Here is a 14834-nt window from a genome sequence, read left to right on the forward strand (position 1 = left end):
AGCTAGGCTTGCGCCGGGCGCTCGCCACCAGCGCCGCGCCCGGCGATCAGCCAGTAGACGAAGCCCGTCGCCGCACCGACCAGGAAGAGCCCGGAGATGATCTGGATCTCGGCCGTGCTCGGCGCGCGCGACAGCCTGAGCATGGCAAGCGGCAGCAGCGCGGCGAGCAGACCGGTGAAGCCGCTTTGGAGCAACCCGCTGCGCAGGCGAAACAGTTCCGAACCGACGGCGACCAGCACGACCGGCGCGACGATGATCGCAAGCCCCAGCCGGGCGATCAGGGCAAAGGCCGCCTGCGCGGCCGGCCCCGGATCGACGCCGCTTTCGGCGAGCCCGAACAGGATGTCGACGAGCCGCTCGATACCGCCGCCGATCAGCATCGCCACGGCCGGCGAAGCGAAGCTCGCCACGCCCAGGAAGAACACGCCTGCCCCCATTGCAACGAGGCAGGCGAACGGAATCAGAACAATCCAGCGCAGCAAGGCTTATTCCGCCGCCACGGCCGGCGCGTCGGCCTGCGCCTCGTCCAGCATCAATCGGGCGCGGGCGGAGAGCTTCTCGGTCTCGCTCTTGAGCTGGCCGCAGGCGGCGAGGATGTCGCGCCCGCGCGGCGTGCGCACCGGCGAGGCATAGCCGGCACGGAAGACGATCTCGGAGAAGCGCTCGATCCGGTCCCAGTCGGAGCACTCGTATTTCGTGCCGGGCCAGGGATTGAACGGGATCAGGTTGATCTTGGCCGGAATGCCCTTGAGCAGGCGGACGAGCTCACGCGCCTCGGCGTCGGAATCGTTCACGCCCTTCAGCATGACGTACTCGAAGGTGATACGCTTCGCGTTCGAGAGGCCGGGATAATTCCGGCAGGCCTCGAGCAGGTCCTTGATCGGATATTTCTTGTTGAGCGGCACCAGCTCGTTGCGCAGCTCGTCGCGCACCGCATGCAGCGAGATCGCCAGCATCGTGCCCATCTCCTCGCCGAGCGGGCCGATCTGCGGCACCACGCCCGAGGTCGAGACGGTGATGCGCCGGCGCCCGATCGACAGGCCCTGATCGTCGGTGATCACGCCGATCGCATCGCGCACGCCGTCGAAATTATAGAGCGGCTCGCCCATGCCCATGAAGACGATGTTCGAGACGAAGCGCCCGCCATCATTCGGCACGAAGGCGCCGTCCGGTGCTGTCCGGTTCGGGAAATCGCCGAGCCGGTCGCGCGCCACCATCACCTGCGCGACGATCTCCTCGGTGGTGAGGTTGCGCACCAGGCGCTGGGTGCCGGTATGGCAGAAGGTGCAGGTCAGCGTGCAGCCGACCTGGCTGGAGACGCAGAGCGTGCCGCGATCGACCTCCGGGATATAGACGCATTCGATCTCGGCGCCGCGGTCATGCGGGCCGGTCGAGGGCATCCGCATCAGCCATTTGCGGGTGCCGTCGGTCGAGACCTGCTCGGCCGTGACGCTCGGCAGATCGAGCGAGAAATGTTCGGCGAGCTGCCCGCGTAAGCCCTTGCCGATCGTCGTCATCGCGTCGAAGTCGCGTACGCCGTAATGGTAGATCCAGTTCCAGAGCTGGCCGACGCGCATGCGCCGCTCCTTCTCGGGCACGCCGATCTCAGCCAGCGCCTCGGTCAGGCCGGCGCGGGTGCGCCCCACCAGCGAGGGGCGTCGCAAAACGGGTTCGGCCGCCGGAGCGGCGGTAGCGGGAACGGATGCGGTCATCGGAGCTCTGTCGTCGCCCATCGGGGAAGGCGCGGGATTTCGCGGCTCCCTAGCACAAATCACAGAAAATCGGAAATTGCGCGATTCGAAGGCGGTATCCGCCTAATTCGCATGCCCCTCGAACTGCGGGAGGTCGTCGGTGATCTCGTACCAGGGCGCCTTCGAGCCGACGAAGATGTGATGGTCGGGCCGAATACCCGGCGCATCGTCGAGCGTGCCCAGGGCGACATGGACATACGCCCCGTCGCGAACCACCGAAAACAACAGCGAGCCGCAGCGGCTGCAATGCGCGTTGTGATTGTCGGCTTCCCCGACGATCAGCAGGGCATCGGCCCCTGCGGTGACAGCGAGCTTGGCACGCTCGATCCCGGCGAAGGGCTTGAAGGCCGATCCGGTCGTGCGCCGGCATTGCGCGCAATGGCAATTGGCGGCGTAGCGGAAGGCATCTGCAACCTCGAATCGAGCCTGCCCGCAATAGCAGCGGCCCTTCAGCCGGCGTTCCGGTGCAGGAGCGGCCGAGGCCATGGCCCGAAGCGCCTTACTTGCAGGCGTCCTCGGCCCGCTTCACGATCTGGCTGATGCCGGCGAGCGAATACTTGTCGCTGGTCGGGTTGCCGCGCTTGGAGGTGCCCTTGACCTCGAGTCCGGCGCCGCGGCGCAGCGCATCGAGCATGCGCGGCTCTTCGGCCGGGTTCTTCAGCCACATGTTCTGGCCCTTGGCGACCAGCGCGAAGCGCTCGCTGCCGATGATCGCCTGATGCTCGACCCCTTCCTTGAGGTCGAAATTCATGACGAAGCTGATCTCGTTGCGCACGCCCTCGCCCGGCCGGCTCGAAACGAAAAGCAGGCCTTCGACATCCTTGAGATTGGCAGGCATGCGGGCCTCGGCCTTGGACAGGGCGTAGCAGACCTTGGAGCGGCCCTGCTGGGACGAGAACGCCTGCCATTTACCCGCGGTCTCGAGCAGCATGGCCTGGCCCTGGCCCGAGCTGGCCGCGGCAGCGGCAGGCTTCGGTTTGGCAGGCGCGGCCTGCGCCGGAAGGGCGGCAGCGCCGAAGACGCCAGCCATCAGGCAGAGCGCGAGGGCGGAGCGGGAAGGAGCGGCGTCGCGGATGCGGAGGAACGAGCTGATCATGGACCGCCATCAGTCACTAAAAATCTTAATACCGCGTTTACCACCTGTTGATCGGGCGGATCGCGCGGACGGCGGCATAGAGTGTCACGATCCTGGCGAAAATACGAATGGCGGCAGGCCGGTTCCGTGCCGCTTGCAGTCATGCCAGAATCGGGACCGGTAACGGCGAATGGCGGATCGACGATGAAAGCCCTGCTTTGCGAACATCACGGCCCTGCCGAGGACCTGGCGATCCGCGATCTGCCCGATCCGGAACCAGGCCCCGGCGAGGTCGTCGTCGCCGTGAAGGCCGCCGCCCTCAACTTCTTCGACACGCTGATCATCCAGGGCCGCTACCAGACCAGGCCGGCCTTCCCCTTCTCGCCAGCGGCCGAATGCGCTGGCACCATCAGCGCCGTCGGCGAAGGCGTGACCGGCTGGCAAATTGGCGAACGCGTCGCGGCCTGGCTCGGCTACGGCGCTGCACGCGAAAAGGTCGCGGTCTCCGCCGATCAGATCATCCGCATTCCCGAGCGGCTCGACGATGCGCAGGCGGCCGGCCTCTTTGTCACCTATGGCACCGCGATGCACGGCCTGATCCAGCGCGCCGGCCTCAAGCCCGGCGAGCGGCTCGCCGTCCTCGGAGCTTCCGGTGGAGCGGGGCTCGCCGCGGTCGAGATCGGCGCTTTGCTCGGCGCCCATGTCATCGCCTGCGCCTCCTTGCCCGACAAGCTTGCGCTCGCCCGCGAGCACGGCGCGCAGGAGGAGATCGACTATGCGCAGGGCGACATTCGGGCCGAACTGAAGAGGCTCACCGAAGGCCGCGGCGTCGACGTGCTCTACGACACCGTCGGTGGCGAGCTGGCTGAGCCGGCCTTGCGTTCGATGGCCTGGGAAGGGCGCTATCTCGTCGTCGGCTTCGCCGGTGGCGAGATCCCGAAGATTCCGCTCAACCTGCTTTTGCTGAAAGGCTGCGACCTGCGCGGCGTATTCTGGGGGCAGTTCGTCGCACGCGAGTCGGCCGCCCATCGCCGTAACATGGAACGCCTGCTGGACTGGGCGGCGAACGGCCATATCCGCGCCCATGTCCATGCCAGGATCCCGCTCGAACGCTGGACCGAGGCCTATGCGCTGATCGCCGACCGCAAGGCGAAGGGCAAGATCGTGCTGACGCTGTGACGGAGCCTCAGAGCTCCGCCAGCGCCTGCTTCGCCCGCTCGCGATGCTCGGGTGTGATCGAGCCGGCGACGGCCGCGATGGCAGCCGCGATCACCGCTGCGTCATCGGTGAAGCCGAGCAGTGGCATGATGTCGGGAATGGCATCGACCGGCAGCACGAAATAGCCGAGCGCGGCGAGCAGCGTCATCCGCACGCGTCGCGGCGTCGCCGGATCGCGCGCGCAGAACCACGCCGCCAGCAGATCCCCGGCAAACGGAATGCGCTTCGCGACGCGCTTCAGCCGGGCCATGAAATCGGACCCGAACTTCGCCTCGTCGCGCAGGCTCTTGCGGATCGCCTCGATCTCCTCGCGGCTGAAGCTTGCGCTGAACCCCTCGCTCATCCCTGTCTCGCTCCTTTGCGTCCGATGACGCTCATCATCGCGCGCTCCCTCGTGAGCCGCCATGTCGAAAGATGGCCCCGCCGCAATCCTGCACAAGAGGCCACCCGTAAAACCCGCTTGGAGCGGCACGAAACGCCCTCTAAACCGTCTTCAGAACACGATTGACGGGAAACGCGCCATGAAACTCGACTCCTCCCTTGCTGCCGTCGTCACCGGCGGCGCCTCCGGCCTCGGCGAGGCGACCGCGCGCATGCTGGCGAGCGAGGGCGTCAAGGTCGCGCTGCTCGACCTCAACGCCGAGCGCGGCGAAGCGACCGCCAAGGAGATCGGCGGCGTCTTCGCCCATTGTGACGTCACCAGCGAGGCTTCGGTCGACGAGGCGCTCGCCAAGGCCCGCGCCGCCCATGGCGTCGCCCGCATCATCGTCAACTGCGCCGGCATCGCGCCCGGCCGCCGCGTCGTCTCGAAGAAGCGCGACACCGGCGAACTGATCGCGCATGACCTCGCAACCTTCGAGAAGGCGGTCGCGATCAATCTGACCGGCACCTTCCGGATCATCGCCAAATCGGCGGTCGCGCTGGCCGGGCTCGATCCGGTCACGGCCGATGGCGGCCGCGGCGTCATCATCTGCACGGCTTCGGTCGCGGCCGAGGACGGCCAGATCGGCCAGGCCGCCTACGGCGCCTCCAAGGCCGGCGTCGTCGGCCTGACGCTGCCGGTCGCGCGCGATCTCGCCGGCGTCGGCATCCGCATCGTCACGATCATGCCCGGCCTGTTCGAGACCCCGATGTTTGCCGGCCTCCCCGACGACGCCAAGGCCTCGCTCGCGGTTTCCGTGCCGCATCCCTCGCGCCTCGGCCGCCCGGCGGAATATGCGGCGCTCGCCCGCAGCATCATCGAGAACGACATGCTGAACGGCACCGCGATCCGCCTGGACGGCGCGATCCGGCTGGCACCGAAATAGGCTTTAGACGATCCGGAAAACCTCGCCGGCACTGCGGTCCCGGTAGAGGTCCACCCGCTCGCCGTTCCAGTGATAGTCGAGATGCCGCCCCTGCACCGGGTGGCCCGCCCCGTCGGGATAGAACAATCCGACGCACTCACCGCCGGGGCAGCGCACGCTGGGATAGACGATGCCGGCCGAGCCGATCGCCCGCAGAGCGATGCCGAGCACCTGGCTCGCGGTATAGTCGGCGGGATCGAGCACCGCAGCGGCTTCGGCCTCGAGCGGCCTGATATCGTGAAGCTCCGCGTCGACCTCAAGCACGATCTCGCGGAATTGCGAGGTCCAGCCCGGGGGTTGCGTCGTCGCCAGCATGAAGCGGGCATGGTGGTGGATCGTCTCCAGCAGCGCCACCTCGAAGCGGTCGCCGACATAGAGCACGCCGAAGCTGCCATCGCTGAAACGGCTCGGCCGGTCCGGGCTGACATGGGTGAAGGGCGCCATCAGCCAGCTCGCGCCCGGCCCCGAGACGCGCCGGTCGGCCGGTACGAGGTCGAGATTGCCGATCGTCTCCATCAGGCGCGGATTGGTCTTCTGCTCGGCCGCGATGAGGAGCGGCCAGTCGGCGGGGTCGGCGATATCCTCGAACAGGTCGATCGGCGGGAAGATGCTGCGGATGATCCGGACCGCCCCGCGCCATTCGATCTCCGCGATCGGCAGGCTCACCGGATCGATCACCAGGCGCCCCGCTCGGCATCGAGCAGGCGGCGCACCCGCATCAGGTCGGTCAGTTCGCCGCCGAGCATGACGTCAACAGCCGATTTGCCGCCGAAATCCGCATTGGCCCGTTTGATCCAGTCATAGCCGCGCTGCGGCTCGGTGAAGATCAGGCGCAGCGCCTTGTGGATGCCCATCAGGTTCGAGAGCCGAGCCTTGCCGTCGCGCGAGATACGGCCGATCTCGCCGGCTTTCCAGCGCCGGTAGCTCCTGACCGGCAGGTCGATCAGGACCGCCGCTTCCTCGTCGGTGATCCGCCAGAGCCGGAACAGGTTGACTGCGGCGCGGAACATCGCCGCCGCCTCGTCATCCGTGATGGGATCGGGGACGAAATCGCGCTGGGCCGTCTCGATGCGCAGCAGGCCAGTCATGGCATTACTCTCCATTTGGCATAAAATGGAGATAATATTGCCAATTGGCAAGAGCAGCTAGAAACCCGCTATTCCTCGGTCTTCGCCGGCTTGATCTCGTGCTTCAGAATCAACGGCGTCTGCGCCAGGGCGAAGATCATGGTCAGCGGCATCACGCCCCAGACCTTGAAAGCCACCCAGAAATCCTGCGTCTGCGTGCGCCAGACCACCTCATTGATGGCCGCCAGCACGAAGAAGAACAGGCCCCAGCGGAAGGTCAGCTTGCGCCAGCCCTCGGCATCGAGCTGCAGCACCGTCTCCAGTACCAGCGAGAGCAGCGAGCGCCCGAAGAACAGCCCGCCGAGCAGCACCGAGCCGAACAGGGCGTTAACGATGGTCGGCTTGACCTTGATGAAGAAGGCGTCGTCCAGCGCCAGCGTCAAACCGCCGAAGACGGTGACGACGATCGCGTTCACGATCGCCATGCGCGGCAGATAGCCCATCAGCACCCGCGACAGCACCAGCGCCACAAGCGAAGCGGCGATGAAGATGCCGGTTGCGACGAAGATGCGCCGATCCTCAGCCACGTGGAACAGCCGATCACCGTAGGAATTGGCGAAGAAGAAGATCGCCAGCGGTCCGAATTCCAGCGCCAGCTTGAGCAACGGGTTGACCGCCTTGCCCTTACCCGCCGCCTCGACTGGAACCTGCTGAGTCGTTTCGCTCACGCCGCTTCTCCCAATCCCGCCACGGCCCGCGCGAAATCGCGCGCCGAGAACGGCTCCAGGTCATCGACGCTTTCGCCGACGCCGATGAAATGCACGGGCAGGCCGAACTGCGCCGCCAGCGCCACCAGGATGCCGCCGCGCGCCGTGCCGTCGAGCTTGGTCATGACCAGCCCGGTCACGCCCGCCGTCTCGCGGAAGGCCTCGACCTGGCTGATCGCGTTCTGGCCGACGGTGGCGTCGAGCACGAGCAGGGCCGCATGCGGGGCGTTCGGGTCCTGTTTACGAATGACGCGCACGACCTTGGCAAGCTCGTCCATCAGCCCTTGCTTGTTCTGCAACCGGCCGGCCGTGTCGATCAGCAGCACATCGGTGCCATTGGCCTTGGCCTTCTGCAGCGCCTCGAAGGCGAGGCCCGAGGCATCGGCGCCCTGCTGGCCGTAGACGACCTCGGCCCCGGTGCGCTCGCCCCAGACCCGCAACTGCTCGATCGCCGCGGCGCGGAAGGTGTCGCCGGCCGCGAGCATCACGGATTTGCCCTCAGTGCGGAATTTCGCGGCGAGCTTGCCGATCGTCGTGGTCTTGCCGGAGCCATTGACCCCGACCATCAGCAGCACGAACGGCTTTTTCGTGGCGTCGATCACCAGGGGCTGGGCGACGGGCAGAAGGATCGTCTCGACCTCGCGCGCCAGGATCGCCTTCACCTCGGACGGCTCGATCTGCTTGTCGTAGCGCCCGTCGCCGACCGCTTTGGCGATCTTCGCCGAGGTGGCGAGACCGAGATCGGCCTGGATCAGGATGTCTTCCAGGTCCTCCAGCGTGCCGGCATCGAGCTTTCGCTTGGTGAAGAGCTCGGTGATCCCCGTCGTCAGTGCCGAGGAGGTCCGCGACAGCCCCTCGGTCAATCGCCGCCACCAGCTCCGCTTCGGCTGCGGCGCAGGGACGGGAGCGGGCTCGGGAGCAACGATCGGCTCGGGCTGCGGAGCGACGGCAACGACAGGTTCCGGCTCGGGCTCCGCCGGAGGTGCAGCCTCCTCAACCGGAGCAGGCGGCGCAACGGGTTCAGGGGTCACCGCCTCGACGACAACCGCTTCCGTCTCGACAGCCGGGGCAGGAGCGATCTCTTCGGCTTCCGGCTTCAGCTCCTCAACCGTCTCAACAACCTGCTCGGTCGCCGTCTCGGGCGCGGGCGCCGGTGTGGCCGCTTCCTCGTCGCGTCCGAACAGCCTCGAAAAGAAGCCGCGTTTCTTCGGTTCGGTCTCGCTCATCGTCGTCCTGTCTTCGGTTCGGCAGGCATCTTCGGTTGCGCCGCCGGGCCGGGTTGGGTAGCGCAATGCCATGGCAGCGCCGGACCGACCAGAAAATTCGCAATCACCCGGGCAGATCGACGACGAGCTGCCGGTGCCGTTGCTCTATCGCGACGCCATGATGCTCGTCATCGACAAGCCTGCCGGCCTGCCCTCGCATCGCGGCCCGCAGGCCAAGCGCCGCGTCATCCCGGTCCTGACCGATTATCTCGATGCCCTGCGCTTCGGCCTGCCACGCAAGCCTGAAGCCGCGCATCGGCTCGACAAGGACACCTCCGGCTGCCTCGTGCTCGGCCGCCATCCCCGCGCCATGGCCGAGCTCAACCAGATGTTTCGCGACGGGCGCATCGACAAGACCTATTGGGCGATCGTGCAGGGCAACCCTGCGCAGGACGAAGGATTGATCGACCTTCCGCTCGCCAAGCGCTCGCCCGAGCGCGGCTGGTGGATGAAGGTCGATCCCGCCGGCCTGCCCTCCCAGACCCGCTATCGCGTGCTCGGCCGCGGCGAGAGCGAGCACGGCCCGCTCGCCTGGCTCGCGCTGGAACCATTGACCGGCCGCACGCACCAGTTGCGCGTCCATTGCCAGGCCTCGGGCTGGCCGATGCTCGGCGACGAGATTTATGGCGATGCCCCACGCGAAGGCGGGCCGGGCCTCCAGCTTCATGCCCGCGCGATCACCGTGCCACTCTACAAGAAGCGCGATCCGATCACGGTCGAGGCGCCGCCGCCGCCGCATATGCTGGCGGCGCTCACGACTTGCGGCTGGAACAGGGTTTAGAACGCGTCAACGCAGCGCTGGCGACATGCCGGCAGCGATCAATCCTTCGCTAATCCGGGGCTGCTATGCCACGGCTGCACCTTCTCCCGTCATGCAGCCATGACCGATAGCGCCAGCGCCGATCCGCAGCTCCTGACCTTGCCCGAAACCCGCGCCCGCTGCGCGGACGGCGCCGCACCGCCGCTGGCCGTACTCGTCGGCTGGGTCGAGACTTACCTGATGAGCAGCCATGCCGATCTCGGCCGGACAGGCGCGGTCTGCCCCTTCACCCGCCAGGCTGCGAAGCTCGACATGGTGCGCCTCGGCGTCTCCACCGCGACGGCAACCGATGAGAATGCAGCCTTCGCGGCCGTGAACCGCAGCTTCGCCGATCTCGACGCGATTCCCGCGCAAGCGACCCTCCAGCATTTCCGCACCGTGATCCTCGGCTTCCCAGGCTGCGCCGATGCAGCCGGCACGGCGATGCTGCAACGGGTCCAGAAGCGGCTGAAATTCGCATCCCTGCGCCGCTTCCGCATGATCGGCCTGATGCACCCGGACTCGGAAGCGCCGGGCCTGTGGAACCCGCAGTTCCGCCCCTTGCGCGCGCCCTTCCCCGTCGTCGCCGTCCGCCATATGGTCGAGCAGGACGCGCCCTTCGCGGCGCGCCATCCGCTCCTGATGCTGCCCTATCTCACCCGCTTCCGCTTGGCGGGCGCGAAACGCCTCATCGCGCATCTCCGCACGGGGCCATGAACGCGGCGTTGCCCTTGGCCACCCGGCCGGACGACGCCGTGACGCTCGATCTGGTCGAGGATGTCGCGGGCTTCCTGGCGCTGCGCCGCGATTGGGAAGCACTGTTCGAACGCTCGGCTGCACCGTCGCAGCTCTTCCAGAGCCATGTCTTCCTGCGCCATTGGGCGACGCATTACCTCAGCCCTGATACCCGGCTCAGCATCGTCATAGCCCGCCGGGCCGGTGAACTGGTGATGGTCTGGCCGCTGATCCGCCAGAGGCGCTACGGTCTCGACACCTTGCGCTTCATGGGCGTGCCGGTCGCCCAGTTCGGCGACGTGCTCGTCGGCGATGGCGAGGACGCCCTGCTGAAAGCCGGCTGGACCTTCGTTCAAACCCTGCGCGCCGATCTCTTCGAAGCCCGCAAGCTGCGCGCCGATTCGCGCCTTGCGCTGAGCGGCCTGCTCGATGGCGCGGCCCATGGCGATCGGCAGGAGGCGCCCTTCGCGGACCTCACCCGCCGCGTCGGCGAATCCGGCCCCAGTCTCGCCTATCCCGCACGGGAACGCTCGAACCACCGCCGGCGCCTGCGCCGCCTGGAGGAACGCGGCCCGCTCGCCTACGCCATGCCGCCACCGGGCCCCGACGCGGCCCGGCTCGCCGCCGCCGCCATCGGGATGAAGCGCGCGACGCTCGCCCGGCGCGGCATCGTCGCGCCAGTCGTCAACGACCCCCGCTTCGGCGCCTTCTTCACCGACCTGGCCGGGGACGCCTCCGGCGAGGCCACGCTGCGGATCATGTCTATCCTCAGCGGAGGCGCGCCGATCGGCATCGACCTCTCCTTCGACTGCAAGGGCCACAGCTTCGCCCATGTCCTCGCGACCGATCCGGATCATGAGCACGACGGCATCGGCAAGATCCTGATCCACCACAGCTTCGCCGGCGCCCGCGCCCGTGGCAGCACGGTCTTCGACCTCCTGGCTCCGGCCGAGCCCTACAAGCGCGAACACGCCGATGGCTGCGTCGCGATCAGCGACCGGCTCCGGCCGCTGTCATTGAAAGGGCGGCTGGCCTGCCATCTCGGCATCCAGCATTGGCGACCGATGTTGAAGAGCGTGGTGAAGCGCCTGCCGGCAGGCCTCTCGCGCCATGTCATGCCCGCACCGCGGCAAGGCAGCTAGCGCAGCGACCTAATCCGAGATCGCGTCGATGGCGCGGGCCAGCTTGACGTCGAGCTCGGTCAGGCCGCCGGCATCATGGGTTGCGAGCGTGATATCCACGGTCCGGTAGACATTCGCCCATTCCGGATGATGGTTCATCGCCTCGGCCAGCAGCGCGACGCGCGTCATCCAGCCGAAAGCCTCGCTGAAATCGCGGAAGACGAAGCGCTTGGCGATGGCCTCGCGCCCCTGCACCAGCTTCCAGCCGGTCAAGGTCGCCAGCGCTTCGGCCTGCGCCTCGGGGCTCAATCGTTTCGGCCGCGTCATCGGCGCATCTCCCGCGGCAGGCGATTCGGGTAGGACGGACCGAGCGGATAGGCCGCCTCCAGCACATAGGGCCCGCCACCGATCGAATCGCGCGATGACATCAGCGCCACCCGGCGCGCGGTGAAGACGAAGGGCCTGACGATCGGATGCTGGCCGAGATGATGCGCGACCTCGCCGGGCGAGGTGTCGCGCAGCCGTGCCAGCGTGACATGGGGCACGAACTTGCGCGCCTCCGCCGGCAGGCCGAGGCGGCGCATCTGCCGTTCGAGATCGCCCTGGAGGTCGCTCAGCGCCTTGCTCGGCTGCACCCGCGCGAACAGCGCGCGCGGCTTGTCGCCGCCGAAGCTGCCGAGCGCATCGAGCGTGATCTCGAAGGGATAGGCCGTGAGATCGGAGAGCATGTAGTCGACATCATTCGCCATGCGCCGGTCGACATCGCCCAGGAAGCGCAGGGTGATGTGATAATCGGCCGGCTCGATCCAGCGCGCACCCGACAATCCGCCGCGATGCAATGTCAGGCCGGTCGCGACTTCGGCGGGAATTTCCAGAGCGATGAACAGCCTCGGCATGAGCGAATCCCTGCCAAGCGATTGTGACTCTGGCGAGACGGTAGAGCAGGAAGCCGGCTTAGGGGAATTATTTTTGCGCCCTCATCCCCACTCCCGCGCGGTCATCCCGGACAAGCCGCGATAGCGGCGCCGACCCGGGATGACCGTGCCTGGACTGGAAACGAAACCTACGGGCAGGGATTGCCGACGAGCTGATGGATCGCGTCGATCTTTGCCTCAACCTCCGGCGAGAGCTTCACGTCGATCGAGGCGATGTCGGTCCTGAGCTGCTCCATCGAGGTCGCGCCGATGATGTTGGCGGTTACGAAGGAACGGCTGTTGACGAAGGCGAGCGCCATCTGCGCCGGGTCGAGCCCGGCTTCGCGGGCGAGCGCGATATAGCGCTTGATTGCCTCCTCCGCTCCGGCCGTCTGGTAGCGCTGGCCGCGGTCGAACAGCGTCGTGCGGGTTCCCGCCGGGCGGGCGCCGTCGAGATATTTGCCGGTGAGAAAGCCCTGCGCCAGCGGCGAATAGGCGAGCAAGCCGACATCCTCGCGCAGCGCCACTTCGGCGAGCGCCGTCTCGAAGGTGCGGTTGAGCAGGCTGTAGGCGTTCTGGATGGACTGCACCCGCGGCGTGCCCCGGATTTCCGAATCGCCAACGAAGCGCATCGTGCCCCAGGCGCTCTCGTTGGAGAGGCCAAGATGACGGATCTTGCCGGCCTTGATCACCTCCGCGAAGGCATCGAGCTGCTCGGCGATCGGCGTTTCGTCGGCCGGCTGCTCGAAGGCTGCCTTGGAGAATCGCGTCGGATTCGAGCCCCAGGGCATCGGCCGCTCCGGGAAATGGATCTGGTAGAGGTCGATATAATCCGTCTGCAGCCGCTGCAGGCTCTTGTCGACCGCTTCGAAGATCTGCTTGCGCGTCACCCGCGTCGGGCTCTTGTCGTCGCGGAACCAGGTATTGCCGCCGCGCCCGCAGATTTTCGACGCCAGGATGATCTTGTCGCGCTTGCCGCGCGCCTTGAACCAGCTGCCGACGATCCGCTCGGTCGAGCCTTGCGTCTCCGGCTTCGGCGGGATCGAGTACAGCTCGGCGGTGTCGAAGAAATTGATGCCCTGCTCGACGGCATAGTCCATCTGGGCGTGGCCCTCAGCCTCGGTGTTCTGCTCTCCCCAGGTCATGGTTCCCAGGCAGATCACCGAGACCTTGAGATCGGTGCGTCCAAGGCGGCGGTATTCCATGGCGAAGCAACTCCGGGAGCGGGGCCGGCGGGCGGCGATGCGGAAACGGAAATACGCCGCGCGGAGAACCCGCGGGCGGATCAGGACCTGGGCGGCAGGCTGGCGATGAAACGCTCGACCGTCGGCAGGATGGTCCGGACGATGACGGCGACGCCCTCGGCCGTGGGATGCAGCCCATCCGCCTGGTTCAAAGCGCGGTCTCCCGCGATGCCTTCCAGGAAGAACGGGTAAAGCACCAGCCCGTGCGTCTTCGCAAGCTCGGGATAGATCGCATCGAAGCGTTTCGCATAATCTTCGCCGAGATTGCGCGGCGCATACATGCCGGCGAGCAGCACCGGGATCTTCCGCTCGGTCAGGCGCACGATCATCGCCTCGAGGTTTTTCCGGGTGAGCGCAGGGTCGACGCCGCGCAAGGCATCGTTGGCGCCGAGTTCGAGGATGACGCCGTCGGTGCCGTCGGGCACCGACCAGTCGAGCCGTTCGAGCCCGCCCTGCGTCGTGTCGCCGGAGACGCCGGCGTTCACGATTTCGACAGCGAGACCCTTCTGGCGCAACGCCTGCTCCAGAACGGTGGGGAAGGCTGCGCTGCCCGGCAGGTTGTACCCCGCCGACAGCGAATCGCCGAAGGCGACGAGCTTCAGCGATCGCGCCGCGCTCGCGTTGGAGGGAGGAGTCTGAGCGCCGGCCATGTCAGGGGACCCGATGAAAAGCAGCAGGAACGCGACCAAAAACGTCGCAGCCGATTGGACAAGCGCGAAGCTGAGCCCATATGGCCGCAGACCGTACCGTGCCGAGAACCCGCCCCGTTCGGGGCGCGATTCCGTGCGAACGGGGATGGCGATGGGTCGTGAAATCAGGATCATGGCGTGATGAGCGAGAAGGCCGCTTCGGCAATCGAGTTGCAGGATGTCCACCTGAGTTTGGGGCGCGGCGCCGCCCGCGTCCATATTCTCAAGGGCGTCTCGGTGTCGCTGGCGGATGGTGAGGCGACCGGTCTCGTCGGCCCCTCGGGCTCCGGCAAGTCGACGCTGCTGATGACCATGGCCGGGCTGGAGCGCCCCGATTCCGGGCTCGTCGAGGTCGCCGGCCAGGATCTCGGCGCCCTCGACGAGGACGGACTCGCGATCTTCCGCGGCCGGCATATCGGCATCGTCTTCCAGTCCTTCCACCTCGTCCCGACCATGACGGCGCGCGAGAACGTCGCCCTGCCGCTGGAGCTCGCCGGCCATACGGACGCCTTCTCCCGCGCCGAAGCGGAACTGCGCAATGTGGGCCTGAGCCATCGCATGGACCATTATCCAGCCCAGTTGTCCGGCGGCGAGCAGCAGCGCGTCGCGATCGCACGCGCCGTCGCGCCCGACCCGGCGATCCTCGTCGCCGATGAGCCCACCGGCAATCTCGACGAATCGACCGGCCGTGCGATCGTCGACCTTATCTTTGCCCTGAAGCGCGAGCGCGGCGCGACGCTGGTGCTCGTCACCCACGATCTCTCACTCGCCGCGCTCTGCGAGCGCACGGTCCGCCTGCGTTCCGGCGTGATCGAGGCCGAGCCCGAGACGGTGGTCGCCTGA

Annotated in this window: 19 protein-coding genes; 6 read left to right on the forward strand and 13 right to left on the reverse strand. The window is 67.3% G+C overall.

Annotation, left to right across the window (positions count from 1 at the left end; genetic code table 11):
• Positions 1–2 precede the first annotated feature (2 nt).
• The 4 genes from FHT98_RS11785 to FHT98_RS11800 form a co-directional block, all read right to left on the reverse strand.
• A complete protein-coding gene (locus FHT98_RS11785) occupies positions 3–482 on the reverse strand; it encodes a hypothetical protein (RefSeq protein ID WP_091862524.1) in 480 nt (159 codons plus the stop codon).
• Between the two features lie 3 nt (positions 483–485).
• The gene (rlmN, locus tag FHT98_RS11790) at positions 486–1712 is read right to left on the reverse strand and encodes a dual-specificity RNA methyltransferase RlmN (RefSeq protein ID WP_244512143.1); all 1227 of its coding nucleotides are present in this window, start codon (positions 1710–1712) and stop codon (positions 486–488) included.
• Between the two features lie 102 nt (positions 1713–1814).
• A complete protein-coding gene (locus FHT98_RS11795; RefSeq protein WP_091862531.1) occupies positions 1815–2237 on the reverse strand; it encodes a GFA family protein in 423 nt (140 codons plus the stop codon).
• A gap of 13 nt (positions 2238–2250) precedes the next feature.
• Positions 2251–2847, reverse strand: coding sequence for a hypothetical protein (locus FHT98_RS11800; protein ID WP_061966510.1), 597 nt, complete (start codon positions 2845–2847; stop codon positions 2251–2253).
• 183 nt (positions 2848–3030) lie between these two features.
• Here FHT98_RS11800 and FHT98_RS11805 point away from each other — a divergent pair, with 183 nt between their 5' ends.
• Positions 3031–4005, forward strand: coding sequence for an NADPH:quinone oxidoreductase family protein (locus tag FHT98_RS11805; RefSeq protein ID WP_091862534.1), 975 nt, complete (start codon positions 3031–3033; stop codon positions 4003–4005).
• Positions 4006–4012: 7 nt separating this feature from the next.
• On the opposite strand, the gene FHT98_RS11810 is transcribed toward FHT98_RS11805, so the two are convergent.
• Complete coding sequence (locus tag FHT98_RS11810; RefSeq protein ID WP_091862537.1) at positions 4013–4387, reverse strand: YkvA family protein; 375 nt, start codon at positions 4385–4387, stop codon at positions 4013–4015.
• A gap of 178 nt (positions 4388–4565) precedes the next feature.
• Between FHT98_RS11810 and FHT98_RS11815 the strand changes: the two genes are divergently transcribed.
• Entirely contained in the window at positions 4566–5351 is a 786-nt protein-coding gene (locus tag FHT98_RS11815) for an SDR family NAD(P)-dependent oxidoreductase (protein WP_091862539.1), read from the forward strand.
• A gap of 3 nt (positions 5352–5354) precedes the next feature.
• Here the strand turns inward: FHT98_RS11815 and FHT98_RS11820 are convergent, their stop codons facing one another.
• From FHT98_RS11820 to ftsY, 4 genes are all read right to left on the reverse strand, one after another.
• Entirely contained in the window at positions 5355–6071 is a 717-nt protein-coding gene (locus tag FHT98_RS11820) for an RES family NAD+ phosphorylase (RefSeq protein WP_210244421.1), read from the reverse strand.
• Positions 6065–6478 carry an MbcA/ParS/Xre antitoxin family protein gene (locus tag FHT98_RS11825; protein ID WP_142114141.1) on the reverse strand — a complete coding sequence of 138 codons (414 nt, stop codon included), beginning with the start codon at positions 6476–6478 and terminating at the stop codon, positions 6065–6067. Before FHT98_RS11825 ends, FHT98_RS11820 begins: the two co-directional genes overlap by 7 nt.
• Positions 6479–6546: 68 nt before the next feature.
• Positions 6547–7185: a septation protein A gene (locus FHT98_RS11830; RefSeq protein WP_091862545.1), complete on the reverse strand. Its 639-nt coding sequence runs from the start codon at positions 7183–7185 to the stop codon at positions 6547–6549.
• A complete protein-coding gene (ftsY, locus tag FHT98_RS11835) occupies positions 7182–8450 on the reverse strand; it encodes a signal recognition particle-docking protein FtsY (RefSeq protein ID WP_142114142.1) in 1269 nt (422 codons plus the stop codon). Before ftsY ends, FHT98_RS11830 begins: the two co-directional genes overlap by 4 nt.
• Before the next feature lie 70 nt (positions 8451–8520).
• On the opposite strand from ftsY, the gene FHT98_RS11840 reads away from it, so the two are divergent.
• The 3 genes from FHT98_RS11840 to FHT98_RS11850 all read left to right on the forward strand — a co-directional run bounded on the left by FHT98_RS11840 (position 8521) and on the right by FHT98_RS11850 (position 11165).
• Positions 8521–9270: an RluA family pseudouridine synthase gene (locus FHT98_RS11840; protein ID WP_142114143.1), complete on the forward strand. Its 750-nt coding sequence runs from the start codon at positions 8521–8523 to the stop codon at positions 9268–9270.
• 99 nt (positions 9271–9369) lie between these two features.
• Positions 9370–10005, forward strand: a complete 636-nt coding sequence (locus tag FHT98_RS11845) for a DUF6875 domain-containing protein (RefSeq protein WP_142114144.1) — start codon at positions 9370–9372, stop codon at positions 10003–10005.
• A gap of 14 nt (positions 10006–10019) precedes the next feature.
• The gene (locus tag FHT98_RS11850; protein WP_185745133.1) at positions 10020–11165 is read left to right on the forward strand and encodes a GNAT family N-acetyltransferase; all 1146 of its coding nucleotides are present in this window, start codon (positions 10020–10022) and stop codon (positions 11163–11165) included.
• A gap of 9 nt (positions 11166–11174) precedes the next feature.
• Here FHT98_RS11850 and FHT98_RS11855 read toward each other — a convergent pair whose 3' ends face one another.
• The 4 genes from FHT98_RS11855 to FHT98_RS11870 all read right to left on the reverse strand — a co-directional run bounded on the left by FHT98_RS11855 (position 11175) and on the right by FHT98_RS11870 (position 13952).
• Positions 11175–11471 carry a 4a-hydroxytetrahydrobiopterin dehydratase gene (locus tag FHT98_RS11855; RefSeq protein WP_061966499.1) on the reverse strand — a complete coding sequence of 99 codons (297 nt, stop codon included), beginning with the start codon at positions 11469–11471 and terminating at the stop codon, positions 11175–11177.
• Positions 11468–12040: an RNA 2',3'-cyclic phosphodiesterase gene (thpR, locus tag FHT98_RS11860; RefSeq protein WP_142114146.1), complete on the reverse strand. Its 573-nt coding sequence runs from the start codon at positions 12038–12040 to the stop codon at positions 11468–11470. Before thpR ends, FHT98_RS11855 begins: the two co-directional genes overlap by 4 nt.
• 167 nt (positions 12041–12207) lie before the next feature.
• The gene (locus FHT98_RS11865) at positions 12208–13263 is read right to left on the reverse strand and encodes an aldo/keto reductase (protein ID WP_142114147.1); all 1056 of its coding nucleotides are present in this window, start codon (positions 13261–13263) and stop codon (positions 12208–12210) included.
• Positions 13264–13343: 80 nt separating this feature from the next.
• The gene (locus FHT98_RS11870; protein ID WP_091862602.1) at positions 13344–13952 is read right to left on the reverse strand and encodes an arylesterase; all 609 of its coding nucleotides are present in this window, start codon (positions 13950–13952) and stop codon (positions 13344–13346) included.
• Positions 13953–14132: 180 nt separating this feature from the next.
• Between FHT98_RS11870 and FHT98_RS11875 the strand changes: the two genes are divergently transcribed.
• The gene (locus tag FHT98_RS11875; RefSeq protein WP_142114148.1) at positions 14133–14834 is read left to right on the forward strand and encodes an ABC transporter ATP-binding protein; all 702 of its coding nucleotides are present in this window, start codon (positions 14133–14135) and stop codon (positions 14832–14834) included.

The sequence above is a fragment of the Allobosea sp. AK1 genome (assembly GCF_006714945.1).
In the GTDB taxonomy this organism is placed as follows: domain Bacteria; phylum Pseudomonadota; class Alphaproteobacteria; order Rhizobiales; family Beijerinckiaceae; genus Allobosea; species Allobosea robiniae.

Coding starts and splice junctions, on each gene's coding strand:
- FHT98_RS11855 (WP_061966499.1), bottom strand. CDS start 11,471: ATGACGCGGCCGAAACGATTGAGCCCCGAGGCGCAGGCCGAAGCGCTG.
- FHT98_RS11795 (WP_091862531.1), bottom strand. CDS start 2,237: ATGGCCTCGGCCGCTCCTGCACCGGAACGCCGGCTGAAGGGCCGCTGC.
- FHT98_RS11825 (WP_142114141.1), bottom strand. CDS start 6,478: ATGACTGGCCTGCTGCGCATCGAGACGGCCCAGCGCGATTTCGTCCCC.
- FHT98_RS11870 (WP_091862602.1), bottom strand. CDS start 13,952: ATGGCCGGCGCTCAGACTCCTCCCTCCAACGCGAGCGCGGCGCGATCG.
- rlmN (WP_244512143.1), bottom strand. CDS start 1,712: ATGACCGCATCCGTTCCCGCTACCGCCGCTCCGGCGGCCGAACCCGTT.
- FHT98_RS11815 (WP_091862539.1), top strand. CDS start 4,566: ATGAAACTCGACTCCTCCCTTGCTGCCGTCGTCACCGGCGGCGCCTCC.
- FHT98_RS11865 (WP_142114147.1), bottom strand. CDS start 13,263: ATGGAATACCGCCGCCTTGGACGCACCGATCTCAAGGTCTCGGTGATC.
- FHT98_RS11810 (WP_091862537.1), bottom strand. CDS start 4,387: ATGAGCGAGGGGTTCAGCGCAAGCTTCAGCCGCGAGGAGATCGAGGCG.
- ftsY (WP_142114142.1), bottom strand. CDS start 8,450: ATGAGCGAGACCGAACCGAAGAAACGCGGCTTCTTTTCGAGGCTGTTC.
- FHT98_RS11875 (WP_142114148.1), top strand. CDS start 14,133: ATGAGCGAGAAGGCCGCTTCGGCAATCGAGTTGCAGGATGTCCACCTG.
- FHT98_RS11840 (WP_142114143.1), top strand. CDS start 8,521: ATGGCAGCGCCGGACCGACCAGAAAATTCGCAATCACCCGGGCAGATC.
- FHT98_RS11845 (WP_142114144.1), top strand. CDS start 9,370: ATGACCGATAGCGCCAGCGCCGATCCGCAGCTCCTGACCTTGCCCGAA.
- thpR (WP_142114146.1), bottom strand. CDS start 12,040: ATGCCGAGGCTGTTCATCGCTCTGGAAATTCCCGCCGAAGTCGCGACC.
- FHT98_RS11800 (WP_061966510.1), bottom strand. CDS start 2,847: ATGATCAGCTCGTTCCTCCGCATCCGCGACGCCGCTCCTTCCCGCTCC.
- FHT98_RS11805 (WP_091862534.1), top strand. CDS start 3,031: ATGAAAGCCCTGCTTTGCGAACATCACGGCCCTGCCGAGGACCTGGCG.